Source organism: Paenibacillus sp. J22P277, assembly GCF_059383675.1.
The window spans coordinates 315,835-340,318 of record NZ_JBXENS010000008.1 but is presented as its reverse complement, the minus strand read 5'-3'; the positions used below and the strand labels follow the sequence as shown (position 1 = coordinate 340,318).

Below are 24,484 nucleotides of genomic sequence, written 5' to 3'. Positions count from 1 at the left end.
CCGCTCGTAAAATGGCTTCGTTAGTGCGATTGCGGCTGCGTAGGGGCGAGCTGCTGGTGTTGGCCGATGGCGTTAAGCAGCATTTGCGCGTGCTGCTGATGCGTGTGAATCATTTGCATGCCGGCCTGCTTCAGCGCGGAATTGCTGGCGGAAGCCGCCATCACCGCATTTTGCTTGATCAGCAGATCTTCGTTCGATATCGAATCCACCAGATATTCCAGTTCTTTGGACGTCAACGGTTGCATCAAGGCAATCCCTCCTTTTTCCATGGATTTTAATCCTCGGATAGTATGCCCCGTCGTCCTTTTCTTATGTAGCGCTTCTTCCCCGCAGGGAAGAAAACGTGTCGATTCGCCGGTTAAGGAAGATGTACCGTCTTCACGTGGTCGAAGTGCAGATAGACGGAGTTCCCTCCCGCGGTCGACAGTTCGATAATGTTTTGGTCGATGCTTTTGAGCACGCCGATTTTGTTCGGGTTCTCGCCCAAGTCCAGGATGACGAATTCGCCGATCAGCTTGCGCAATTGTTGGTCGAAGGTGCGGGCGAGCGTGATGGGAGACGGCTTTAACGGAAATTGCTCGGGCGTCAAGGTGTATGGCGTCACGTTCGGATTGTACGGAATGAGAAATTTCAGATGCTGGAGCGATACGATCACCGAATGGTACACGGGCGAATAAAACACGAAGAAATCGTTCATGACGCTCGTGAGATAGCCGTGAATGGATTGGTTGCCGGTAATGTAAATTTCCGAAAACATGCCCTTGGCGTTCATGAGCACCTTGCGGTAGGAGATGGGATCGTTCTGCGGCTCGAAGGGAAGATCCGGCACCGTGATTTCCTGTGTATCGGCTTTCGACAATCGAAGCTGCTGTACATGGATAAGGGGAATGTAGAGGAACTGCGTGCCGTTATGAATAACGAGTATGTCTTGGCCCATATCGATCAGTTTGCCTTGGATCGTAATCGACTTGCCGGAAATGTCCAGTTCGACATAGCGGTCTAATAAAGGGTGACGATGTTTCAATGAAATCGACCTCCTTTCATCCAGTTATTTGCGTCCAGGCAATTGGAGACTGAGCAGACTGGCCGGCTGCATGGCAAGAGAATGGAGCTGATTCGATATCGGTCAGCGACAACGTCCCGGCCGAGACGACATAAGATGCTTTATGGTTGGACATGATCGTTCAGCAGCCCGCCGAAGGCGTCTACAATCACATAGATACCGAACGCAAACATGAGGATAGCCGGGGTGTCGCCGCCGGAATGATCAGCGCGCCGTTCGGTCCGCTTGCATGCGGGACCGGCAAGCGCTTCGATGCCTGCGGTGGCCAATCAGCCGGCACCCGAAGGCCGGATTCGCTTGGAACCCGGCCCGGGCCGCCGCTGCGATAAGCGTTACGCGATGCCGGCAGCGGTGAAATTCGGCCGCCGGCCGCGATGCTTGCATTCAGCCTTTTTTGCCGCGCTTGGAACCGGTAGTGCTGGAGGTTCTGCCGCTTTTTTTGCTGCTTTGGTTGCGGTTGTTCGCGCTGCGGTTGCCGCCGGAGGAAGACTTGCTGCCACCGGAGGATTTGCTGCCGCCGGAGGATTTGCTGCCGCCGGAAGAGTTGGATTTGTTGTTGTTGTTGTTCTTGTTATTGTTGTTGCTGTTGTTGCCGCTGCTGCCTTGGCTGCCTTTGCTGGCGTAAATGCCTGCGGTTTTGACGGTTTTGATGTGGTAAAGCGGGATTTGCACCAGTTCGGGACCGACGACGAGCAACAGCGCTTCGTTGCCGACCTGCGAGATGAAGCCTTCGATTTTTTCCGGGCCGCCCCAGTTGATTTGCACGAATTTTTGCGTTAACGCGCGGAGAACGCCCACGAAGCTGTTTGCCATGATGTATTGGCGCGTGCCGCGGGAACCGTGCGATCCGCCCGTTCCGGGAAGGTCGGTAACGCTTTTGACATGGCTGGTGCTGACGTAGACGAGACCGCCTTGCGCTTTAAGCACGAGGTAGCCGGATTGTACGCCGAGGAGCGTGCCTTCGAGCGATTCCGGGCCGCCGCGGTTGATACGGACTTTCATGCCGACTTGATTGTTCAAGAAGTTGTTTCCTCCTCCGCTTCCGCCGCTATGGTGACTTTTGTTGCTTTTGTGATCCTTGCAGCAGTGCGAGCCTTGGTTGCCCATGCCTTGGTTGCCGAGCATGCCGTACGGTTTGTAGCTGATTGCTTCGTTGCCCATGTTTCCCCAGTAAGAATTCATACCAAAATCCCTCCGTAGTCAATAGATTCTAACCTGCCCCATGAAAGACCAAAGGGTGCAAACACGATCCGATACCTGCTTTCATAATAACGGTTCATCCTACTCGCTTCGGCATTCATCCCTCCATTGCTTGCCCCTGTGAAATCTATCATGGGAGACAATTTATAATGTATTTATATGTATCCTGTATCCATAGGGTACTAGATTGTTATCTATTTCTAATAAGTTGAGTCAATGACCCGGTGCGATTGATAGATTCGCGACATAGCCTGTATAGAATCTATGAAAAGGAGATGAAGCACATTGCCTAAACAAACACAGAGATCCAATAACGGACAAAAAGAAGGCACGCAAGGATCCCAAGGTTCCCGCGGTCAAGGTACGCGCGGCTCCAAAGGCTCCCGAGGCGAAGGTACTCGCGGCGAAGGTACGCGCGGTTCCAAAGGTTCCCGGGGTGAAAACAGCTCCCCGGGACAAGGCTCCAAAGGTTCCCGCGGCGAAGGTACGCGCGGCTCCAAAGGTTCCCGGGGCGAAAACAGCTCGCCTGGACAAGGCTCCAAAGGCTCTCAAGGCTCCCGCGGCCAAGATACGCGCGGTTCCCAAGGTTCCCGGGGTGAAAACAGCTCCCCGGGACAAGGCTCCAAAGGCTCCCGCGGCGAAGGTACGCGCGGCTCTAAAGGTTCCCGGGGTGAAAACAACTCCCCGGGACAAGGCTCCAAGGGCTCCCGCGATTCCAAAGGTTCTCAAGGTTCTCAAGGTTCCCGCGGCGCACAAGGTACGCAAGGCTCCAAAGGCTCGCCCGGATCCCGCGGTTCCCAAGGCTCTCAAGGCGTACAAGGTACGCAAGGCTCCCAAGGCGTGCAAGGTACGCAAGGCTCTCAAGGCGTGCAAGGTACGCAAGGCTCCCAAGGCGTGCAAGGTACGCAAGGCTCTCAAGGCGTACAAGGTTCTCCCGGTTCCCAAGGCTCGCGAGGTTCCCAAGGTTCTCCCGGTTCCCAAGGCTCGCGAGGTTCCCAAGGTTCTCCCGGTTCCCAAGGTTCGCGTGGCTCGCGTGGCTCCCAAGGCTCCCGCGGTTCCCAAGGCTCGCGAGGTTCCCAAGGTTCTCCCGGTTCCCAAGGTTCGCGTGGCTCGCGCGGCTCCCAAGGCTCCCGCGGTTCCCAAGGCTCCCGCGGTTCCCAAGGCTCCCGCAGCCACAACAGCGGCTGGGGCGGCAAATAAGGAGTGACCGATAGACGTTCGCCCGCATAGTGTAAATAAGCTGAAGCCTATCGAATGCGGTAGGCTTTATCTTTTGCCTAAGGAGATGGTCGAATGTCCGGGGAAGGGCTCCCTACGCGCAAAATAACGATTGATGAGGACGATCTGCGACGCCTCCAGGCCGACGTCTGGAGCAATGAATTCGCGCCCGTGAAGCTTGAAATGGACGGCAAGACGATGGATGCGCAGCTGCGGTTTCGCGGCGGCCACACGCGGAATTACCCGAAGAAATCCTACGAGATCCATTACGGGACCAACGGGATTCTTCATTGGAATGCCGAATTCGACGATCCGTCCATGATCCGCAACGCGTTGTCCTTTCAATTCTTCAATATGATGGGCGTTCCGTCGCCGCGCACGAAGCATATGTGGTTGGAATGGAACGGGTACCCCCATGGTGTATACCTGGAGATCGAGTCGGTCGACACGGCCTTCTTCCGCCGTCGGAACATCGGCTCGCGAGCGCTCATATACGCGGTCAACGACAAAGCGAATTTCAGCCTCATCGATCCCGATACCGAGCAGATCAAGGAGTCGCTTGTCGAGGGCTACCGCGTCATGAACGGCAACGTAAACAAAACCGAGCGCCGGCTGGTCCGTTTCGTGCGCAACGTCAACCGGCTGCCGAGAAAGTCGCTGCGTACCTTCATGGCCAAGCGACTCGACATAGCCGTTTATTTGAAATGGCTTGCAGGCGCCGTGCTGACGGGCAATTACGACGGTTTCGACCAGAATTACGCGCTCTACGAGCATACCTCGACGGGGAAATACCGGATCATTCCGTGGGACTACGAGGGGACGTGGGGAAGGAACTGCTACGGCAGGCTTTGCGGCAGCGATTTGGTGGACGTGAAGGGTTATAACGCGTTGACGCGCAAGGTGCTTTCCTATAAAGCTTGCCGGCAGGCTTACCGGAAAATCCTCGCCAAGCTGCTCGAAAGCAAGTTCACCTTGAGCGCCATCGAACCCGTGATCGAAGGCTTGTACGAGCAAATCACCCCCGCCATCCGGGACGATTTCACGCGAAAATGGCCCTTTCGCTCTTTCGAGGAGGAGCCGGAATTGTTTCGCAGCTACATCCAGGAGCGCAGGGCCATCGTGATGGAAGAATTGAAAACTTGGCGGGACTAACGCGTCGGCAGTGGTCTGCCGCGAATGCTTAGAACAATCCCATACTTAAATAACGCTCGCCGCTGTCCGGCGCGATGCACAGCACGCGCCCGCCTTCGCCGATCCGGCGAGCCTGCATCATGGCCGCCCAGACGGATGCGCCGGACGAAGGTCCGAGCAGCAGTCCTTCCTCGCGGGCGAGCCGCCGCATCGTGTCCACCGCCGCTTCGTCCGCGACCGCCACGATCTCGTCGTAGACGGACGTATTCAGAATCTTCGGCACGAATCCCGGACTCGTGCCGACGAGCTTATGCGGTCCCGGCTTTCCGCCGGACAATACCGGAGATCCGAGGGGTTCGACGACCGCGACGTACAAGCCGGGCAGCGCGGCCTTCAGCGTCTCCCCCGTTCCCGTGATCGTGCCGCCGGTTCCGGCGGACGCGACGAACACATCCAGCCGCCCGTCCGTCTGACGGAGAATTTCTTGGGCCGTCGTCACTCGATGGATATTCGGGTTCGCTTCGTTCTCGAACTGATTCGGGATGTAGCTGCCCGGCCGCTCCGCTTGGAGCTCCATGGCTCTTCGGATCGCGCCCGGCATCCGCTCCGCGGCCGGCGTCAGCTCGACCTCGGCGCCATATGCCTTCAGCAGTCCGATGCGTTCCTTGGTCATGTTATCGGGCATAACGAGAATCAGCTTGTAGCCTCTCGCTGCCGCGTTCATGGCGAGTCCGATGCCCGTGTTGCCGCTGGTCGGCTCGATGATGGTCGCTCCCGGCGCCAGCGCTCCCTGCGCTTCACCGGCCGCGATCAGCGCGAACGCCGCCCGGTCTTTCACGCTTCCGCTCGGATTGAACCGTTCCAGTTTCACCAATACCTCCGCCGAGCCCTGCTCCTTCATGCGCGAGAGCGCCACGACCGGCGTGTCCCCGATAAGCTCCGTGATATCGTTTACGATCCGGGGCATAGTTTCTCCTCCTCCGCTATCCGCCTCATGTCGAGGTTTCTTTCCTTCCTGCCGCGGCCCTCCCCAGCAACCCGCGCATCAGCCACCACCCGAGAATCGGGAATGCGCCTACCGCGAGCATCAACCCGGGCACGATGTAATCGGATTGCTTCATATAAGGAAGCACGAGCAAATACGCGGCGACGCCGACGATCCGGCCGGCCGTCAAGCCCGCTTCGCGCAAAATGACGAATTCTTCGCGCTGCTTGGCGCTGTCTTCCGTGCTCCCGATCAGATCGAACACCGTCGACGTCATCGGCAGCACGTACAGCGGCATGAATAACGCGGTCCCGATGCCGAACACGAGCAGCGTCCGATAGGACAACGGCCAGAACAGCGGCGCGATGACCGCCGTTACCGCGACCGCCCCGATCAGCATCGCGGCCCGCCTGCGCCGAGGTTTCAGCATCCGTCCGACAAGCCAGAAGCCGGCAAGGCCCACGAGCGAGGTGATCAGCGAGAAATTGCCGAGCTTGCCTTCGTTCTGGGTCGCCAGAAAAACCAGCAGGCCGACGAAAAACATGTACACGCCTTCGCGCACGCCTTGGCAGACGATGGCGGGAACGGCGAACCGCCACGGGTTGCCCCGCTCGCGCAGCTGCCGAATGCCGTGCAGCCATTCGTACGTGCCGGTCGACTTGCGCTTCTTCAGCCAGAAACTGAGCACGACCCCGACCGCGAAGATCACCGCGGACACCGTGAAAATAATATGATAGCCGCGTTCCCCCTTGCTCATCGTAATGAGCCAGCCGGAGATCCATGGCGCCACGATGCCCGCGCCCGAACCGAGCAGCCCCGCCCAGCCGTTGAAGCGATCGCGGTTGCCGGGCTCCGTCACCTCGAAATAAACGACGTTGAACGCGAGCCAAAAAAATCCGTTTCCCATGCCGATCATAATGCCGAGCGGCACTGCATAATCGACCGCGGACTCGCCCAGCAGCAGCACGACGAAATAGAACAAGCCGGACAGCGCCACGCCGAGCCGGAGACTGTTCATTTTATTATGTTCCTTGACCCATTTTCCCGCCAGCCAGAACGTAAGCCCGCTCACGAGGAACTGCGTGAAATTGAACCAGCCGACGAGCGCGAAGGATTGGCTCGTCTTCCATAAATAGATCGGCAAAAACGTACCCGACAGCGCGTTGGCCGTGCCCAGCATGGCCTGAACGGCCAGCAGCAGCACGGCTTGTCCATCCAGCGTGCGGGACGTATAATCGCGCGTTCCGCCGTCTTCGTTCGAAACGGTCCGAAGTCCGGCGCGGGCGGCTTTGCCGGCATGCCGGCGCTTCTGCGCCGTATGTTTGCCTTGCACCAAGCGGCATCCCTCCTGCTAAGGCGATTGGTTTGCGTTCGCCGACGAAAGTCGGAGAATGCAGCATTCGCCAGTAAGGCGATTGGTTTGCGTTCGCCGACGAAAGTCGGAGAATGCAGCATTCGCCAGTAAGGCGATTGGTTTGCGTTCGCCGACGAAGGTCGGGGGAACGCGGCAATCGCCAGCTTCAGCTAGGCGTAAGATGCCCTCAAGAGGGGGCCGGCATGCCGGATTTCCCTTTTTTCAATAACTTGCCATTCCTGCGCCCGCTTAATGCTCCGAATCGGATTCGGTCAGCACCTGCACAAGCCGTTCCTGGTCATGAACCGACAGCCGGTTCTCCGTATGGAAGCATGACGGGCATACGTACAGCACCAGCGCGAACGGCGTCTCGACGACCGGCGCGCCCAGCGCGGCGGGAATTCTCGGCCTGAAATGGTCGCCGGTCACGATATGCGTGCCGGCTTCCAGCATCAGCTCGCGGCAGGATGGACATTCGGGCGCCTCGAGCTGGTCTTCCAGCACCCGCTCCATCGTCCCGTCCATCGCCATCCGCCGGCTGTTGTATTCCACGAAATCCGTCATGTCCTCGGGACCGTTCGCCTTCCAGTCGGTCTCTTCCTCTTCTTCCTCTTCGACCGCTCCGCGTGCCGGTTCGTCCTCGTCCTCGTTCAAATCCAATTGCAGCGTGCGGTAACCCGACAGCTCGTTCTCGCAATGCGGACAGTAGCGTTCCGGACCGATTTCCTCGTCCCAGACGATCTCCGTCTGGCACCATGGGCAAATGACCGGCCCGTCTTGCTCGTGTTGATGATGTTGATCGCTCATGCAGCTTCTCTCCTTATTCCCGTATTAGCTATTGCATCAAATAGTAGACTCCGAAAATCACGAACAGCGCAGCCAGCGCGAACAGGGTTCCCCATAAATATTTCATTCGTGCAACAATCCCCCATATGGTTTACATGACCGCCTTAAGCGATCGTAGCGCCGATGACGTAGGACAGCGAGATGGATATGATCATCGCGATAAAGCCGACCGCGCGGTTGTCGTTCTGGATCTCGTCGTCGATCCGAAACACCGGCGTCAGAAATTCGAACAAAAAATAAGCCGCCAGCAAGAGGGCGTAGCCGAATACCGCCCATACCATGCTTTGATAGACCGTCTCGTTAGCCTCGATGGAGAAGCGGAACAGATTGCAAATCCCGAAAATCTTGCCGCCGGTCGCCATCGCCACGGCCAAATTGCCCTTCTTGATTTCCTGCCAGCATTTATAGCGGGTGACCAGTTCGAAAACATATAAGAAGATCAGCAGCGCCAGCACCGCAACCGAAACGTACGCCAGCGATGCCGCGAAGGTATTGCTCAGCAATTGGTCGACTTCCGTATCCATCCCGAGGCCCCATCTCCTTACTTCAGTTCAGCGACGGTCACGCCGGAACCGCCTTCGCCGTATTTCCCCAGGCGGTAGCTCTTCACATGCTTGTGCCTGCGCAGAAAATCGCTGATGCCGGTACGAAGCACGCCCGTGCCATTGCCATGAATGATGAAGACTTGGCCGAAGCCGGCAAGGAACGATTCGTCGAGGAACCGGTCTACTTCCAGCATCGCTTCCTCCAGGTTCGAGCCGCGCAGGTCGAGCTCCGAGCGCACGTTCTCGTCGCGGGTGCGCTTCAAGCTCGCGGCCAGCTTCGGCTGCTGCGTCTTGCCCGTCTCGGCGCGCTTCACCAGCTCCAGGTCGCCGATGGCCACCTTCATCTTCAGTATGCCGAGCTGCACGAGGGCTTCGCTGCCGGTTCGCTCCACCACGTGGCCGCGTTGGCCAAGGCTGTACACCATGACCTCGTCGCCGTTCTCGATTTCCTGCGGCTTCGCGGTCTTGGCTTTGCTCTTCGCCGCCTTGCGGGCTTCCGGCGTCGCTTCGTCCAATCTGCGACGGGCTTCCGTCAGCTTATGGTCCTTGACGGCCGCGCCTTCCTCCTGCGCAAGCTTGCGCAAGTCGGCGATGATGTCTTCCGCTTCGCGTTTCGCCCGCAGCATGACCTCGCGCGCATCCTCCTGGGCTTTGGCGAGCAGCTTCTCGCGCTGTTCCTCGAAGCGCTGCAGCTCCGCTTCGTGGCCGGCGCGCTGCTCTTCCAATTGCTTGCGGAGCGCTTCGGCGGTCTGACGCTCGTTCTCGGCGCCGATGCGGTTTTCTTCCAAGGACGCGATCATCGTTTCCACGCGAATGTCCTCTTCGCTGACTTCGCCCTTGGCGTGGTCGATAATGCTCCGCTGCAAGCCAAGCCGCTCCGCGATGGCGAAAGCGTTGCTTCGTCCGGGGACGCCGATCAGCAGCCGGTACGTCGGGCTCAGCGTCGCGACATCGAATTCCATGCTCGCGTTGATGACGCCTTTGCGATTGTACGCGTATGCCTTCAACTCGCTGTAGTGCGTCGTCGCGACGATTCGGCAGCCGAGCTTATGCATATGCTCCAGAATGGCGATGGCGAGCGCCGAGCCTTCGGCGGGATCGGTTCCCGCGCCGAGCTCGTCGAGCAGGACGAGGCTCTTCGGCGTCATCGTCTTCAAGATCCGGATGATATTGGTCAAGTGCGAGGAGAACGTGCTCAGATTCTGTTCGATGCTTTGCTCGTCCCCGATATCGGCATAGAGCGCGTCGAACACGCAGAGCTGGCTTCCTTCTTCTGCGGGCACGAACAAACCGGACATCGCCATCAGGCTGAGCAGTCCGATCGTCTTGAGCGATACCGTTTTACCGCCGGTATTCGGTCCCGTCACGATGATGGCCGTATAATTGTTGCCGAGCTCCACATCGATGGGCACGACCTGCTCGCGCGGAATGAGCGGATGCCGTCCTTTGCGCAGCTTGATATAACCCCGGTCGTTCATGCGGGGCTGAGAAGCGCCCATGACATGGGCCAGCCTTGCCTTGGCGAAAGCGAAGTCGAGCTTGCCGAGCAAGTCCAAATCGATCATGAGGTCGTCGGCGTAATCCGCTGCCAGCGCCGTGAGCTTCTGCAGGATTTTCTCGATCTCGCGTTCCTCGGCGAGGCGCAGCTCGCGGAGCTTATTGTTCAGCACGACGATCGCTTCCGGCTCGATGAAGAGCGTGGCGCCGGAGCCCGACTGATCGTGAATGATGCCGCCGAAATTCGAGCGGTATTCCTGCTTTACGGGGATGACGTATCGGTCGTTCCGGATGGTAATGATGGCGTCCTGCAGCATCTTCTGCACGGAGGAGGAACGAATCATGCTCTCGAGCTTCTCGCGCACGCGCGATTCGCCCGCACGCAGCTCGCGGCGGATGTTCGCCAGCTCGACGCTGGCGCTGTCCATCACTTCGGCTTGGTCGTCGATGCATTGGAAGATGGCATCCTCCAGCGGTTTATGCTCCGTGAGCTGCTCGGCCATCGCCGCCAGCGACGGCACCGGATCGTCGTCGTGCAGCTGCAGCACATGCCGCTTCACGCGGCGTCCGCCACGCACCGTTTCGGCGATTTCCAACAGCTCGGCCGGATTGAGCGTGCCGCCGATCTTCGAACGCAGCAGCGACGGCTTGATGTCCGCGATGCCGCCGAACGGCGCGCTTCCTTTCAAACGGTCGGCTTTGTACGCTTCGTCCGTTACTTGCTGCGCATGCTTGACGTTTTCCAGGTCCGGGCTCGGGTGAAGCGCTTCGACTTCGGCCTTGCCGAGCGCGGTCGCGGCATGCTGCGCTAATTTATATACGATTTTGGCATAATCGAGCGTGTGTAAAATTTTGCTGTCCAAGCGAGCACAACTCCTCTCGTTTCCTATTATAGCCGAAGCGCAGTCCGTTCGCTACGCCGCCCGTTTCCATGAATGGCACCGCCGAAAAAGGCAACACTACATGTACACGGGAAGTATAACGCTTCTTGGATAGCCGGCTTCTGCTTCGCGGTCTCGCCGTTTGACGGCGCCGAACCTGGCCGGCCGCTTCGCCACTATACTTTACAGGAGGTTAATCGATATGCATTTTCTGGGTCATGTCGTTCGATTTATCGTATCGGCGATCGTGCTTATGATCGTAGGATACATCGTTCCTCAATTCAGCGTCGGCGGGTTTTGGAGCGCACTGCTGCTCGCGGTCGTCATCGCCATACTTGGCTGGATCGTAGAAGGCATTTTCGGCAAAAGGGTCACGCCGTTCGGACGCGGCATCGTCGGATTCCTGATGAGCGCGCTCGTCATCTGGGTGGCGCAATTCATCGTCGGCGGCGTATCGGTCACGTGGCTCGGCGCGATTCTGGCCGCGCTCGTCATCGGCATCATCGACCTGTTCATCCCGGTCAGCACGCCGTACGAAGCAGGCCGCGACAAAGACCGCGCTTAGCGGGATGACGGGATTCAACAGATCGTCACAGTAATTTTGTCCCGTTCGCGTTATACTGGAATTGTTTATCATTCCATGTAAGAGAAGGGGAGTCACGCTACGTGAAAAAATTACTGTTCATGTCCATGATGCTTGCCGCGGCGATCTTCGTATTGGCCGCATGCGGTTCGAAGTCAACTTCCAATACCGACGGCGCTTCGAACGGCAATGTCCAGGAGACCGGCTCGGCCGCTTCCGCCAAAATCACGATCAAAGCGAAACGCTTCGAGTTCGACGAGCCCGTCTACAAGATCAAAAAAGGCGAGCCGACCGAAATCACGCTCGTATCGGAGGACGGCGTTCACGGCGTCGAAATTCCGGATATGGACATCAAGCTCGATTCCGGCAAGCCCCAAGTCGTCACGTTCAATGATGCGGGAACGTTCGAATTCCACTGCGACATCATGTGCGGCAACGGACATTCCAAGATGGTCGCGAAGTTCGAAGTCGAGTAGAAGCCAGGTTTGCGTCTCGGCATGTTGCATCTCAATTCGACAAGGCATATATCAAGACGATTTTGCGAATGCCCGGTTCCGGCAGGCCGACTGCCCGGAGGCGGGTTTTCTTTTTGGCGCCTTGAGATACAGAAAAGGACCGTGCACCGATGGAGCGGCTTCGCGAAGCCGCTCGCCGTCGGGCACTGTCCTTTTTTCATGGTACGGCTATTTCAGGCTAGCTCTTCTCGATCAACTCGAGCCAATCATTGAATTCGGTTTGAAGCTTCCTGTATTCCGTGACCAACTTGCCATGTTCGATCTGAAGCTGCTCATGCACGGAACGGAGCTCCTGCTTATCCTGCACCGCCTCGTTCAGCGCCGATTCCAGTTCCGCGAAGCGCTCGTCGATCTGCTGCGACGCCCGCTTCGCATGCCTGGCTTCTTCCTCCACGGTCCGGAGCTGCTCGAGCAAGCCGGCTTCCGATTCCGCGTGCGCAGCCGCTTGCCGCTGCGCCAATACCAGCTCGGACTCCGCCGCATGCGCCTGACGTTCCAGCTCCTCGGCGGCTTCGTCGGCAATTCGCTCCGCTTCCGCCATTTGCTGGCGCGCTTCGCGCATGAGATCGGCTGCACGCTCTTCGGCAGCTTGCAGCTTGCTCGCGAGTTCTTCATTCCGGGTGTCCAACAGAGCCAATTCTTGTCTGATGACATCGCGTTCTTGACGCAGCTCCAGCTGCAGCGACATATATTCTTCCGCGCTCTGCCGCGCCTCTTGAAGCTGCGCGTTCAGTTCGCCCAGCTGCCGTTCCTGTTCCTCGGCGGAAGCCGCGCGGCGCTGCTCGTTGCGCTGGAGTTGTTCCGCGTGCTGCCGCAATTGCTCGGCGGCGTATTCCTGCTCGCGAAGCTCTTGCTGCAGCCGTTCGATCGTCGAACGCTGCGTTTCTTCCAGCTCGGCTGCTTCCATTAATAGCAGCTCGCCGTTTTCCTGCGTATCCGCCAACTGGCGGCGCATGTTCTCGAGCTCTGCACTGGCGGCGCTCAGTTGCGCTTCAAGTTGCTCGCGTTCTCCGGCAAGCGCGGCGCTGCGGTGCTCGAGTTCTTCCCGCAGCGATCGCTCGCGCTCCGCCGCTTCTGCATAAGCCGCGTCCGCCTGACGGCGATGATCCTCTCTCAGCGAGGCCGCTTCGGCAGCGCCTTCCTCCAACGCCTGCTCCAGGAGCGCCTGCGAATCCTCCTGCTCCCGCGCAAGCTTCGCCGCCGCTTCCTCCAGCGTCGCGTTCAACTGCGTCACCTGTTCCCGTAATGCGTTCTCGGCGGCGCCGTTCTGAGCCGCGGCATTCGCAGCTTCTGCGAGGAACTGTTGTTCCCGCTCTCGCGCCTCCTGACGGATGGCGTCGGTTTCCGCCGAAGCCGATGCAAGCGCTTGTTCCAGCTGCGCCGTCAGCTCGGCCCGCGCTTCCGCCAGTTGCTCGGCAGCCGCGGACGCCGTCGCTTCCTGCAGCGACCGCTCGCGGCGCAGCTCTTCTTCATGCTTGTCCTGCGTTTCGATCATCTCGAGCAATGCGGCTTCGCGTTCGCGCTCCAGCTCGGCATGAGCGGATTCGCGCTGCTGCGCGAGTTGTGCTTCCATCGCCCTGCGGTGCTCCGCGAGCTGCGCATCCATCGTTTCTCTAAGCTTCGCCTGCTCCTGCGCGGCCGCTTCCTTCAGACGCTCAAGCTCGGCAGACGCCAAAGCTTCGGCTTCCCGCAGCGCCTGCTCGCGCGCTTCCCGCTCTTCCGCCGCTTTCGCTTCCGCGGCTTGCAGCGCCTGCTCGTGCGACCTGCGTTCCGCGCCTGCTCGCGTCGCTGCGGCGAGCAGCATCTGCTCGTAACCGTCGCGTTCCTCCGCGGCTTTTGCTTCCAAAGCCCGTTGCGCTTCGCGTTCTTCGGCAGCCTTTGTCTCCGCTGCTCGCAATTCAGCTTGGAAAGCCTCGCGTTCGGCGGCCATTGCCTCCAGCCGGCGCGAGAGCGATTCGCGTTCGGCTGCGGCTCTTGCTTCCGCGTCCCGCAGCGTCTGCTCGTGCGCTTCCAACGCTTCCAGCTCCGCCAGATCCCGGTTCTCGCGTTCCTGCTCCAGCTTCGACTCCAACTCCGAGCGCAGGCGAGCCAACTCGTCCTCGGCTTCCTCTCTCGCGAAAGTCAACTCCGAAGACGCCATTTCCCTAGCCCGCAGCAGTTCGACTTCGGCGGCTTCACGCTCCGCCGCAGCCCTTGCCTGCGCTTCTTGCAGCTCAGTATCAAGCAGCTCGCGCGCGGCTGCCGCCTCCGCTTGCGCTTCCTCCAACCGACGCGAGAGCGATTCGCGTTCCGCTGCCGCGCTTCCTGCCGCATTCCGCAGCGCCTGCTCGTACGCTTCGAGCGCTTCCAGCTCCGACAGCTCCCGGCTCTCGCGTTCCTGCTCCAGCCTCGACTCCAGCTCCGAGCGGAGGCGAGCCAGCTCGACCTCGGCTTCTTCCCTCGCGGAATTCAACTCCGAAGACGCCGCTTCCCTGACCTGCCGCAGCTCGGCCTCGGCGGCTTCACGCTCCGTTGCCGCCCTCGCCTGCGCCGCATGCAGTTCAGCTTCGAGCGACTCGCGCGCGGCTGCCGCCTCCGTTTGCGCTTCTTCCAACTGACGCGAAAGCGACTCGCGTTCGGCCGCTGCGCTTGCTTCCGTATCCCGCAAAGCCTGCTCGTGCGCTTCCTGCGCTTCCAACTCCGACAACTCCCGGTGGTCGCGCTCCTGCTCAAGCATCAGACGCTGCTGCGCCAGCTCGGCTTCAAGCACTTCGCGAAGCTGTGCGAGTTCGGCAGCGGAGGCTTCCCGCGTGCGCGCCAGCTCGGCTTCGGCCGCTTCGCGCTCCATGGCCCGCAACGCGGCAGCTTCCTCAAGCGCTCTTGCGCGTTCCGCCGCAGCCGCTTCGAGCTCGCCTGCAGCCCTCGCTTCCACCGCCTGCAGCGCTTCCTGCGCAGCCTGGGCGGCCAAATCCTGGCGCTCCCATTCCTGCTCCAGCTCCAAACGCTGCTCAGCCAAGCGCGCTTCCATCTCCTCGCGCACCCGTGCCAGCTCGGCTTCGGCAGCCTCCCTCGCCAGTGCCCAATCCGCCTCAGCCGCCTCGCGCTTACGCGCCTGCTCCGCCGAAGCTTCTTCAAGCGTCCGGGCATGTTCCGCCCTGACGACTTCCAGCTCCGTCAATCGCTGAGCTTCGGCGGAACGCTTCGATTGTTCTAGCGCTTCTTCCGCCTCCAGCGTTTCGAGCAGCCGGCCCTCGCGTTCCTGCTCCAATAGCAGCCGCTGCTGTTCAAGCTCGTGCTCGAACGACTCGCGCAATCCCTTCAGCTCGGCTTCCAGCGAATCGCGCACCGCCGCGATTTCCGCAGCCGCCTCTTCGCGCTCCGCCGCTAACCGCTGCACCGCTTCCTGACGCGCGAGCTCCATTGCTGCTTGGCCGTCGCGTTCCGTGCCGGCATGACGCTCCTGCTCTTCGGCCAGTTCGCTCCGGGCTTGCAACAGCTCCGCTTCCAATGCTTCGCGCGCAAGCGCCAGCTCTTCGGCAGCGGCCAAGCGTGCCTCCGCCAGCTGCGCTTCCGCTTCGCGGAGCGCCTGCTCCATCCGTCCTTGGAGCATCGCGCTCAGCCGTTCCATCTCTTCCAGCGCGGATTCCCGCTCGAGCTCGCGTTCCAGCTCCAGCTCCTCGCGCACGCGCACGAGCTCCGCTTCGGCGGCTTCCCGCTGCACGCCTTGCTCGGCGACCAACCGCGCCCGTTCAGCCTGCGCCGCTTCGCGGGAAGCTTCGTGCGCGGCCTGCGCCCGATCCAGCTCCGCTTGGGCCGCGAGCATCTCTTGGAGCTGCTGCTCCTCCAGCTCGCTTCGCATCCGAGCAAGCTCGGCCTGCGCGGCGGCTTCCGCTTGCGCAAGCTTCGCCTCGGCTTCGCGAACCGCGGCTTCCATGCGGCCTTGAAGGCCGGCGCTCGTCCGCTCCAGCTCTACGCGCGCGTGTTCGCGCTCCGCCTGCAGCTCCTGCTCCGCTTTCCGCCGCTCCGCGTCCAGCTCGTCCTGCAGCGCATCGAGCACGAGCTTGGCTTGCTCAAGCTCTGCGACCGCCGCTTTGCGCCGCTCTTCCGTCTCTTGCATACGCTCGTTCTCGACGCGAAGGCGGAACACGTCCTCCGCCATTTGCACCGAAGCCAGCATCGCGAGCTTGGGCAGGTCGAGACGCGGATAGCCCTTGGCGAGCTTATGCAGGTTCTCGTCCACGAAAGCAGCGATCCGCTTGATATATTCCGGGTTGTTGTGACCCGTCAGTTTGAATTGGTTACCGTATATGTCAACCGTCACACGTGTCCGATCGGCAGCGTTCATGAGGGTATCCTCCTATTGTTCCGGGTAAATATTTCATTGCTGCTCATTTCGACATTCATTTCATTCAGATGATCCGTTTCCGCCAGTCTCCGTACGTGCTCCTGCTGCTGATTCCTCTGCCGCAAACCCAAACCGAATGCTCGTCTGTCGCAAACGCTTACGCCACGGCCGCCTCCGGTATCGGCCAATTCAGCCCGGGGGGGATAAAAAAGCCGCATCGAAATTCGTTCGCAAGGAACTAATTCGATGCGGCTATTGGCATCTCCTGCCTATTTACGCAATTCCGCCGCAAAAGATTGTTCTAATTTCGCGACCACCTTGCCGTGCAGCTCCGCGACTTCCTCGTCCGTCAGCGTACGCTCCGCATGCCGGTATACGAGGGAAAGCGCAACGCTCTTTTTGTCCGCGCCCAGCTTCTCGCCGGTGTAGATATCGAAGATGCGGATCGACTCCAACAGCTCGCCCGCCGTCTCGGCCGCGGCCTCCGTCAGCTTGCCCGCTTCCACTTCGCGGTTCAGCACGACGGCGATATCGCGTTCCATGGCCGGGTAGCGAGGCAGCGATTTGTAGACGATCGCGAAATCGGCGTCTTCGTAGATCGGCGCCAGTTCGATCTCCAGCACGTACGTATCGCCAAGGTCGTGCTCGATTTGAACGGCCGGGTGCAGCTGGCCCAGATAACCGATCGTGACCGGACCGCGCTCGCCGTCGAACACGACCGCCGCGGTGCGGCCCGGATGCATATGCTCCGGCTGCGCGGCTTCGTAGCCGATCGATCCGCTTACGCCGAGCACGTCCGCCAGCGTTTCGAGGATGCCCTTCAAATCATAAAAATCGTACGCTTCCGCCTTGCGGTTCCATTCCGCGCGGCTGCGGCTGCCCGTCAGCAGAATCGCCAAGCGGTGCTTCTCCTGCGGGAGACGGGTAAGCGTCTCTTCGTCCGTATGGAAGACGCTGCCGATTTCGAATATCGCGGCATCGTCGGTTTTGCGGTTGCGGTTGTAGGCCGCGGTTTCCAGAAGCTGCGGCAGCAGGCTCGTGCGGAGCACGCTGCGGTCCTCGCTCATCGGAAGCGCCAGGCGCACGGGAAGCACGCCGTCTCCGTTGAGCGACGGGAACAGCGTCGTCCGGTCCGGATGCGTGAACGAGTAGCTGATCACTTCGTGCAGGCCGGCGTCCGTCAGCCGCTTGCGCAGCTCGCGGCGAATCGCCTGCGGCTTCGTCAGCGCGCCCGGCGTGGCCGCGCCCTCGATGGCCGTCGTCGGAATGTTGTCGTAGCCGAACAGGCGGGCCGCTTCTTCGATCAAGTCGACGTCGCGGGTAATATCGCCCCGGCGGCTCGGCACGTCGACGGTGAACACCCCGTCGCCCGAGAGCTGGAACGGGAACTGCAGGCGGCTGAAGATCGTCTCCAATTCCAGCTTCGAGAGGCTCGTGCCCAGGTAGCGGTTGATCTTGGCGATGGACACGGTCACGACCGTCTTCTCCGCCGGCGCCGCGATTTCTTCCACGATGCCGTCGAGCACATGACCGCCGGCATACTGGGCCATCAGCGATGCCGCCCGGTCGAGCGCCGGAATGACGCGTGCCGGATCGACGCCTTTCTCGAAGCGCACGCTGGATTCCGAGCGCAGGCCGACTTGACGGGACGTCTTGCGGATCGTGCCGCCTTCGAAACGCGCGGATTCCAGCAGGATGTTTACGGTCGACGAAGTCACTTCGGAATGCGCGCCCCCCATGACGCCCGCAAGCGCCAGCGGCTGCTCGCCATCCGTGATGACGAGCATATGCGGCTCCAGCTTGCGTTCTTGGCCGTCCAGCGTCTTCATCGTTTCGCCTTCGTTCGCGAGACGCACCACGATGCGGCCGTCCGGAATTTTGTCGGCGTCGAACGCATGCAGCGGCTGGCCGTACTCCAGCATGACGAAGTTCGTGATGTCCACGACGTTGCTGATCGGACGGATGCCCGCGGCCATCAGGCGGTTCTGCATCCACAGCGGCGACGGCCCGATATTCACGCCCTTGATATAACGCGCGGCGTAGTGCGCGCATTGCTCCTTCGCTTCGATGCGGACCGATACATGGGCGGAGGCTTGCTCCGCGGAATCGCTCACCCGGGTGTCGGGAAGCTTCACTTCGCGGCCGGTCAATGCGCCGACTTCGTACGCCACGCCCAGCATGCTGAGGCAGTCCGAGCGGTTCGGCGTCAGGTCAAGCTCCAGCACTTCGTCGTTTATCCCGAGCACGTCCAGGATGGACGCCCCGATCTCCGTGCCCTCCGGCAGCACGAGAATGCCTTCCTGCAGTTCTTTCGGCAGCAGTTTGTCGTTCAGTCCGAGCTCTTTCGCGGAGCAGATCATCCCTTGGGATTCCACGCCGCGCAGCTTGGCCTTCTTGATGGCGAAATCGCCCGGCAGCACCGCGCCGATCGTCGCGACCGGCACGAGCTGGCCGGCATCCACGTTCTTGGCGCCGCAAACGATCTGCAGCGGCTCCGGTCCGCCGACGTCGACCTTGGTGACGTTCAGCTTGTCGGCGTCGGGATGCTTTTCCTTCGTCAGCACGCGGCCGACGACGACGCCGGTCACGCCTTTGTTGCGGGACTCCACGACATCGATCTCGATGCCTCCGCCCGTCATCAGCTCCGCCAGCTGTTCGCCGGTATAGCCGTGCAAATCGATATAGTGGCTCAACCATTTATAAGATACGTTCATCGTATTAGCCTCCCTCTCACATTCGGACAAACTGGCTCAGGAAGCGCAGGTCGTTCGTATAGAAATGACGAATGTCGTCAATGCCGTATTTCAGCAGCGCGATCCGTTCGACGCCCATGCCGAACGCGAAGCCGCTGACTTCCTCCGGATCGTAGCCGCCCATCTCCAGCACGCGCGGATGCACCATGCCGCAGCCGAGGATTTCCAGCCAACCGGTATGCTTGCACATCCGGCAGCCGTGACCGCCGCACTGCACGCACGTGACGTCGACTTCGGCGCTCGGCTCCGTGAACGGGAAGAAGCTCGGGCGCAGGCGGATTTGCGCCTGCTTGCCGAACATGAGCTGCACGAACTGCAGCAGGGTTCCCTTGAGATCGCTCATGCGGATGTTCGGCCCGATGACGAGGCCCTCGATCTGGTTGAACTGGAACGAATGCGTCGCGTCGTCGTCGTCGCGGCGGTATACCTTGCCCGGGCAGATGACCTTGACCGGCTTGCCGTTCATCGCTTTCATCGTGCGCACTTGTACCGGCGAGGTATGCGTTCGCATGAGGATCTCGTCCGTCACGTAGAAGGAATCCTGCATGTCGCGCGCAGGGTGATTCTTCGGCAGGTTCAGCGCTTCGAAGTTGAAGAAGTCGGTCTCGACCTCCGGTCCCTCGGCGATGGAGTAGCCCATGCCGATGAACGCGTCCTCGATTTCCTGCGCGACCTTGTTCAGCGGATGCACCGCGCCCGCTCCGAGCTTGTTGCCCGGCAGCGTGACGTCGATCGTCTCCGCGCGAAGGCGGTTCTCCGTCTCGGCCTGCTGGAACGCGGCCTGCTTCGTCTCGATGACCGCTTCGATGGCGGCGCGCACGTCGTTGCCGACTTGCCCGATGACCGGGCGCTCTTCGGCGCTCAACCCGCCCATGCCGCGGAGAATCTCCGTCAGCGCGCCCTTCTTGCCCAAATATTTGACCCGCAGGTCGTTCAGCTGTTGCGGACCGTCGACTCCCTGCAGCTCCTGCAGCGCCTCGGCGCGCAGTGCTTCCAAACGCTCTTTCATTCCAATCCAGCTCCTTCTGCGAAAAATAAAAAAACGGTCCTCTCTCCCCGTAAGGGACGAAAGAACCGTGTTACCACCCTAATTCAAACTGCCCGGCCGCGATGATGCCGAATAAGCAATTCCTCATGCTTCCGGGTATCGGCCGGACGACCGGAGCTTCCTACCTCATGCCGCCTTGTCGGCCGCACCCGTTCAGAAGCCTGCTCGGAAGCGAACTTCCGCAGCCTGATTTCCCAAAGACGCTCTCAATCTACGGCGTCTTCTCCCTGTCAAGAAAGCACTGCGTACTCTTCTTCCTCATCGCATTGACGTATATGCCTTCTATTATACGAAATTTCCATATCCGTCCGCAAGTCCGTCCCGCACCGCGCGGCCGCCTATTTTCCCGCGTTAGCGTTTCTTCCTTGCCAGCGCGGCGATAAGCGCCAGCGCGCCCAGCGCGACGGCCGCGATCGACAGGCCGAGCGTCACGTTTTCCTTCGTGCTATCGCTGCCGCTATCCGCCTCTTCCGAAGCCGCCGCTCCGGCATCGCCGGCAGCCGGAGCCCCGTGCCCGTCGCCCTCGCCCGTGCCCGCCACGACCGTCGTGACCGAAGCCGGGTGATCCGAGCCGTCGGCGCCGACCCATTCCACGACGGATTTGTCGCTGTAGGTCTGATAAGCTTTCCACACGAGCTGCGTCGCATCGTCCGCCACTTTGCCGGAGACGCGGAAATCGGTGAATTCCGTCTGCGCGAGCCCGCTGCCTTCCGTCGTCCATGTGATCGACTTGATCGCTTTCGTATCGGCCGCGAGCTCCAGCTCGTATTTCCAGCCCGCCTTCGGCTCCACGCGGCTCACGGCCACGCCTTCCGGCACCGTTACTTTCACGCTCGTCGTCGTCACGTTTTCGCTTTCGCTCGGCACCCGGACGGAGAATACCTCGTACCCGCCCTGCGTCGTCTGCGGCGGCTGCACCGTCACGTGCGCGCTGGCCATGGATGCGAACAGGAACAGCGACATCACGACCGCCCCGATAACCCCGAACTTCTTGCTATTATTCATCATGCGTTTCACCATATCGACGAACATCCTCCTCGTGAGCAAATGTTCCCCATTTGCCGCTTCAATAATCGTTGCCTACTGAGCGAGTATACCGCAGCAGCGGGACGGCGGCATGACTCGAACGGGCTATGCGATTGTTACGAAAAGGTGTCTCGCGCGGCGAACGGAACCGGCTATTCCTTCAAAAGCCCTTTTTCGAGCGCGTAACGCGTCAGTTGAACCCGGTTATCCAAGTGCAGCTTCTGCAAGATGTTCTTCAAATGATTTTTGACCGTATGCTCCGAAATGCCGAAGGTCTCGGCGATCTGCCGGTTGGAGCCGCCGCCTGCTACCTGTTCCAGCACTTCGTGCTCGCGCTGCGTCAGGGCCGTATGCCCTTTTTCTTCCGCTGCAAGGCCGGCGGGTTTGGCGGTCGGCGGCTCCCCGCCCGGCCGCTTCTTCCCCGCGCCGCCCGCGCCGTTGAATTCCTGCAGCATGCGGTAAGCCAGCTCCTTGGACATCGGCGCCTCGTCGTGCGCAACGGCCCGCAAATATTCCAGCCAAGAAGAAGGCGACAGGTTCTTGAGCAGATAACCCTGGGCGCCGCGCTTGATCGATTCGAACAGATCGGCGATATCGTCCGATACCGTCACCATGATGATCTTGATCCGCGGATCAATGGATTTGATCAATTGCGTCGCTTCCAGCCCCGTCATGACGGGCATGTTGATGTCCATCAGCACCAGGTCCGGCGCCAGTTCGGCGGCAAGCATGACCGCCTGCTCGCCGTTCGCCGCCTCGCCGACGATATGGAATTCCGGCGCATCGCCCAGTATCTCGCGCATCCCCTCGCGTGCATGAGGATGATCGTCCGCCAGCAGCACCTTGACCGTTTCGATTCCGTTCATCCTCCCCGTGCTCCCTTCGCGACTTCGACAATCGTTCCGCCGTCATGCGGCCATGGCCCGTCTGCCGGGACGGCCCGGCGCACCGCAAACCGCCAGTCCATCTCTTCCGCCCGCCCCTGCATCATCCGGACGCCGTAACGGCCCTTGGCCATCAGCTGTTCCGGCTCCGCTCCTACGCCGTCGTCCCGGATCATGCAACGGAACGCCTCGCCTGCCGCCCCTTCCGCGGGCACGGCCCTTACGGTCAGGCGGGAAGCATGGGCGTGCTTCTGCACGTTCAGCATCGCTTCGCGCACGATGGCGAGCAGCTCGATCTTTTCCTTGCCCGTCAGCTTCGCGTCGGTCAACTGCCAGTCGAGCTCGACGTCCAAGCCGCCAAGCGCCAATTCGGCGGCCATTTCGCGCACCGCCTGCATCCACTGCACATCGGTTTTGGACGGCTCGCTCCGCAGGCTCGCGATCGACTGCCGAACATCCTCGTACACGTGCTTGACCGTCCGGCGGAGCTGCTGCGCCGTTTCCGCGACTTGCTCGGAATCCTTCGCGTGCTCCAATTTGTCGAGCTTCACGGACAGGAGGAACAACGACTGCGAGATACCGTCATGCAGCTCGCGCGCCAGCTGCTCTCTCTCCACGAAGGCTGCTTCGGCGGACTTGGACCGCTGCAGCGTTTCCTGCGTTTCCTCCAGCATGCGGAACAGCTTCATGAGCAAGGTGGCCGTGACCGTCATGACGATGACGGGAGCCAGCGCGTTGCCGAGATCCATCGACAAGTAGGGAAGCAGGAACGTATGGCGCAAATACTCCCACAGCGCGATCGTCAGCGTCGGCGTCCACAGGATAAGCCATTTGATGCGCTTGTACGCCATCTTCCAGCCTCCCTTCGTCGTTTGATTTACGCCGGCATCCGTTTAATCAGTAATTGCGGAATTCAACGGTCTGCACGCTCTCGTTGTCGTCCTTGTCCCTGACTCGAATCTCGGCCTGCCAACGGCCGGCGAACGGAATGTACGGCCCCTCCGCTTGGTAGGCGGTCTTCACGAACCCTTCGAAATCCGTCAATTCCGTGTCTTCGAACGTCTTAAGCGGCACATCGATCGGCCCGAGCTCCTTGCGGTCCAGCGAAAACAGCCGAAGCTCCGCGGATTTCGCAGCGCCGACGGCATCCGGCAGCCACACCTTGACGGTCAATTCGTTGACGCCCGCTTTATTCGGCGTTACCCGGAAGGACAAGTGCATTTTGTCGCCCATTTGATGATAGGTGACGGGTTCGTTGGCCGGAAGCGGGCTTACGTACGTAAACAAGGCCGCCACGACGATGATCAGCGCCATCAAGGCCGCGTCCGCGCGAAGCAGCGCCGACGTCGGCAGGTCTCCCTTTCTTATTCTCATATGAAGCGTGCCGCCGACCCCGAGCACGAGCACGACGAGGCCGGTCTTGATCAGCAGCAGCGTTCCCCACGAGGTGTAGAAGAGGTAGCTCAGCTTCGGCAGGAACAAAAGCGTCAGGCCGACGCCGGATAAGACCAGGAGCATCAGGGAGAGCAACGCCGCCTTGGAGAACAGCACGGCAAAACGCCCCGCCTCCTTGCGGTCCTGCCGCCACAGGAGGAACAGCAGCGTCAATCCGCCTACCCATACGGCCGCGGACGCGAGATGAACGAAATCGAAAAGCACGGATGCCGATTTCGGCGAGAACACCGCCGCATGTCCGCTCCAAGCCTCCACGGCCAATATCGCCGCGGCCCACAAGGTCCTCGCGACCGGATGCAGCCGCACGAGCGCGAAGCCGGCGAGCGACAGGGCGATGAGCGCGATCCATTCCTTGCCGATGGCCGTTTCGAGGAACAGCTTGCCGTAATCGCTGGTCGGGTAGCCCTTCAAGATCTCGCGCGCGTGGACGAATACGTAAAGCAAGACCGATACGAGCAGCGTTTGGAGCGCGATCCGCTCCCATTTCTTCTGAATGCCCGGCAGGACGGCTCCCCGCTTCCTGGCGAGCAGCGGCCAGATCATCAGCCCTGCCGTCCACAGCAGCGCCGCATAATATAAAGCACGAACGGCGTAGATAATGAATTCGTTGGTCGTCAGTTGGGTAGAGACGCCGTGCCCTTCGTGCCCCAATTCCTTGTGCGGATCGAAAGCGGCGGCATCGACCCCCTGCGGCGGATTGCCCACGACGAAGACGTAGGATCCGCTGATGGGATGCCCGTCAGCCGAAACGATCGCGTACGACACCGTATAAACGCCTTCCCCCAGCTTCGGCAGGGCGAGCGTCAGCGACTTATGATCGGCGCTCGTCTTCGGATCCGCTTCCGTCACCCGGCGGGATTTGTCGTCGAGCACCTCCAGCGAACCGACCTTGGCTTCGATTGCTTCATTAAAGGCGAGCTCTATTTCTTTGGGGCTCTGCTCGTATTTGGTATTCGGCTCCGGCACGGTGCGCTCCAGCTCCGCATGCGCGAACGCGGCCGTCGGCCCGGCGAACAGCATGCAGCACAACCAGAGGCCAAGCACCGCGGCCTGGACGATGAAACGAAACGTTTTTTCTTTTGTGTACCTGCGGCCGATCAACATCTTGCGTCTTCACGTCCCTTCCTACTCTTCAATGTGCCCGGATCGCAAACCGATAACTAAACTTAAGTGTAC

General features: G+C 60.6%; 20 protein-coding genes. 4 read left to right on the top strand and 16 right to left on the bottom strand.

The features are described from left to right. Positions 1–20 precede the first annotated feature (20 nt). The 4 genes from AC50YL_RS28395 to AC50YL_RS28380 all read right to left on the bottom strand — a co-directional run bounded on the left by AC50YL_RS28395 (position 21) and on the right by AC50YL_RS28380 (position 2,245). Positions 21–245 (bottom strand): hypothetical protein, encoded by a 225-nt coding sequence (locus tag AC50YL_RS28395; RefSeq protein ID WP_494836731.1) that lies wholly within the window; start codon positions 243–245, stop codon positions 21–23. Positions 246–358: 113 nt separating this feature from the next. Beyond that, positions 359–1,024 carry a DUF2642 domain-containing protein gene (locus AC50YL_RS28390; protein WP_494836413.1) on the bottom strand — a complete coding sequence of 222 codons (666 nt, stop codon included), beginning with the start codon at positions 1,022–1,024 and terminating at the stop codon, positions 359–361. A 140-nt stretch (positions 1,025–1,164) separates the two neighbouring features. Then, positions 1,165–1,332: a hypothetical protein gene (locus tag AC50YL_RS28385; RefSeq protein ID WP_494836412.1), complete on the bottom strand. Its 168-nt coding sequence runs from the start codon at positions 1,330–1,332 to the stop codon at positions 1,165–1,167. A gap of 115 nt (positions 1,333–1,447) precedes the next feature. Beyond that, positions 1,448–2,245 carry a DUF6897 domain-containing protein gene (locus AC50YL_RS28380; protein ID WP_494836411.1) on the bottom strand — a complete coding sequence of 266 codons (798 nt, stop codon included), beginning with the start codon at positions 2,243–2,245 and terminating at the stop codon, positions 1,448–1,450. A gap of 454 nt (positions 2,246–2,699) precedes the next feature. On the opposite strand from AC50YL_RS28380, the gene AC50YL_RS28375 reads away from it, so the two are divergent. Both AC50YL_RS28375 and AC50YL_RS28370 read left to right on the top strand, forming a co-directional pair. Continuing rightward, positions 2,700–3,470, top strand: a complete 771-nt coding sequence (locus AC50YL_RS28375) for a hypothetical protein (protein ID WP_494836410.1) — start codon at positions 2,700–2,702, stop codon at positions 3,468–3,470. A gap of 86 nt (positions 3,471–3,556) precedes the next feature. Beyond that, positions 3,557–4,633, top strand: a complete 1,077-nt coding sequence (locus AC50YL_RS28370) for a CotH kinase family protein (protein WP_494836409.1) — start codon at positions 3,557–3,559, stop codon at positions 4,631–4,633. Positions 4,634–4,661: 28 nt separating this feature from the next. Here the strand turns inward: AC50YL_RS28370 and cysK are convergent, their stop codons facing one another. The 5 genes from cysK to AC50YL_RS28345 all read right to left on the bottom strand — a co-directional run bounded on the left by cysK (position 4,662) and on the right by AC50YL_RS28345 (position 10,702). Next, complete coding sequence (gene cysK, locus AC50YL_RS28365; protein WP_494836408.1) at positions 4,662–5,579, bottom strand: cysteine synthase A; 918 nt, start codon at positions 5,577–5,579, stop codon at positions 4,662–4,664. A gap of 25 nt (positions 5,580–5,604) precedes the next feature. Beyond that, the gene (locus tag AC50YL_RS28360) at positions 5,605–6,930 is read right to left on the bottom strand and encodes an MFS transporter (protein ID WP_494836729.1); all 1,326 of its coding nucleotides are present in this window, start codon (positions 6,928–6,930) and stop codon (positions 5,605–5,607) included. 270 nt (positions 6,931–7,200) lie between these two features. Beyond that, positions 7,201–7,758, bottom strand: coding sequence for a hypothetical protein (locus tag AC50YL_RS28355; protein WP_494836407.1), 558 nt, complete (start codon positions 7,756–7,758; stop codon positions 7,201–7,203). 143 nt (positions 7,759–7,901) lie between these two features. Beyond that, on the bottom strand, positions 7,902–8,321 hold the full coding sequence (locus tag AC50YL_RS28350) for a DUF350 domain-containing protein (RefSeq protein ID WP_161745529.1): 420 nt from the start codon (positions 8,319–8,321) through the stop codon (positions 7,902–7,904). 17 nt (positions 8,322–8,338) lie between these two features. Next, entirely contained in the window at positions 8,339–10,702 is a 2,364-nt protein-coding gene (locus AC50YL_RS28345; protein ID WP_494836405.1) for an endonuclease MutS2, read from the bottom strand. A 220-nt stretch (positions 10,703–10,922) separates the two neighbouring features. Between AC50YL_RS28345 and AC50YL_RS28340 the strand changes: the two genes are divergently transcribed. Both AC50YL_RS28340 and AC50YL_RS28335 read left to right on the top strand, forming a co-directional pair. After that, entirely contained in the window at positions 10,923–11,285 is a 363-nt protein-coding gene (locus tag AC50YL_RS28340; RefSeq protein WP_494836403.1) for a phage holin family protein, read from the top strand. A 101-nt stretch (positions 11,286–11,386) separates the two neighbouring features. Further along, on the top strand, positions 11,387–11,779 hold the full coding sequence (locus AC50YL_RS28335) for a cupredoxin domain-containing protein (protein ID WP_494836401.1): 393 nt from the start codon (positions 11,387–11,389) through the stop codon (positions 11,777–11,779). A 217-nt stretch (positions 11,780–11,996) separates the two neighbouring features. Here AC50YL_RS28335 and AC50YL_RS28330 read toward each other — a convergent pair whose 3' ends face one another. The 7 genes from AC50YL_RS28330 to AC50YL_RS28300 form a co-directional block, all read right to left on the bottom strand. Next, positions 11,997–16,142 (bottom strand): hypothetical protein, encoded by a 4,146-nt coding sequence (locus AC50YL_RS28330; RefSeq protein WP_494836400.1) that lies wholly within the window; start codon positions 16,140–16,142, stop codon positions 11,997–11,999. Positions 16,143–16,411: 269 nt separating this feature from the next. Beyond that, positions 16,412–18,856 (bottom strand): phenylalanine--tRNA ligase subunit beta, encoded by a 2,445-nt coding sequence (gene pheT / locus AC50YL_RS28325; RefSeq protein ID WP_494836398.1) that lies wholly within the window; start codon positions 18,854–18,856, stop codon positions 16,412–16,414. Between the two features lie 16 nt (positions 18,857–18,872). Then, on the bottom strand, positions 18,873–19,904 hold the full coding sequence (gene pheS / locus AC50YL_RS28320) for a phenylalanine--tRNA ligase subunit alpha (protein WP_161745541.1): 1,032 nt from the start codon (positions 19,902–19,904) through the stop codon (positions 18,873–18,875). A 390-nt stretch (positions 19,905–20,294) separates the two neighbouring features. Beyond that, complete coding sequence (locus AC50YL_RS28315; protein WP_494836396.1) at positions 20,295–20,963, bottom strand: YcnI family copper-binding membrane protein; 669 nt, start codon at positions 20,961–20,963, stop codon at positions 20,295–20,297. A gap of 158 nt (positions 20,964–21,121) precedes the next feature. Next, positions 21,122–21,835: a response regulator gene (locus tag AC50YL_RS28310; protein WP_494836394.1), complete on the bottom strand. Its 714-nt coding sequence runs from the start codon at positions 21,833–21,835 to the stop codon at positions 21,122–21,124. After that, the gene (locus tag AC50YL_RS28305) at positions 21,832–22,704 is read right to left on the bottom strand and encodes a sensor histidine kinase (RefSeq protein WP_494836392.1); all 873 of its coding nucleotides are present in this window, start codon (positions 22,702–22,704) and stop codon (positions 21,832–21,834) included. Before AC50YL_RS28305 ends, AC50YL_RS28310 begins: the two co-directional genes overlap by 4 nt. Positions 22,705–22,750: 46 nt before the next feature. Continuing rightward, a complete protein-coding gene (locus AC50YL_RS28300) occupies positions 22,751–24,412 on the bottom strand; it encodes a copper resistance CopC/CopD family protein (protein WP_494836390.1) in 1,662 nt (553 codons plus the stop codon). Positions 24,413–24,484: the final 72 nt, after the last annotated feature.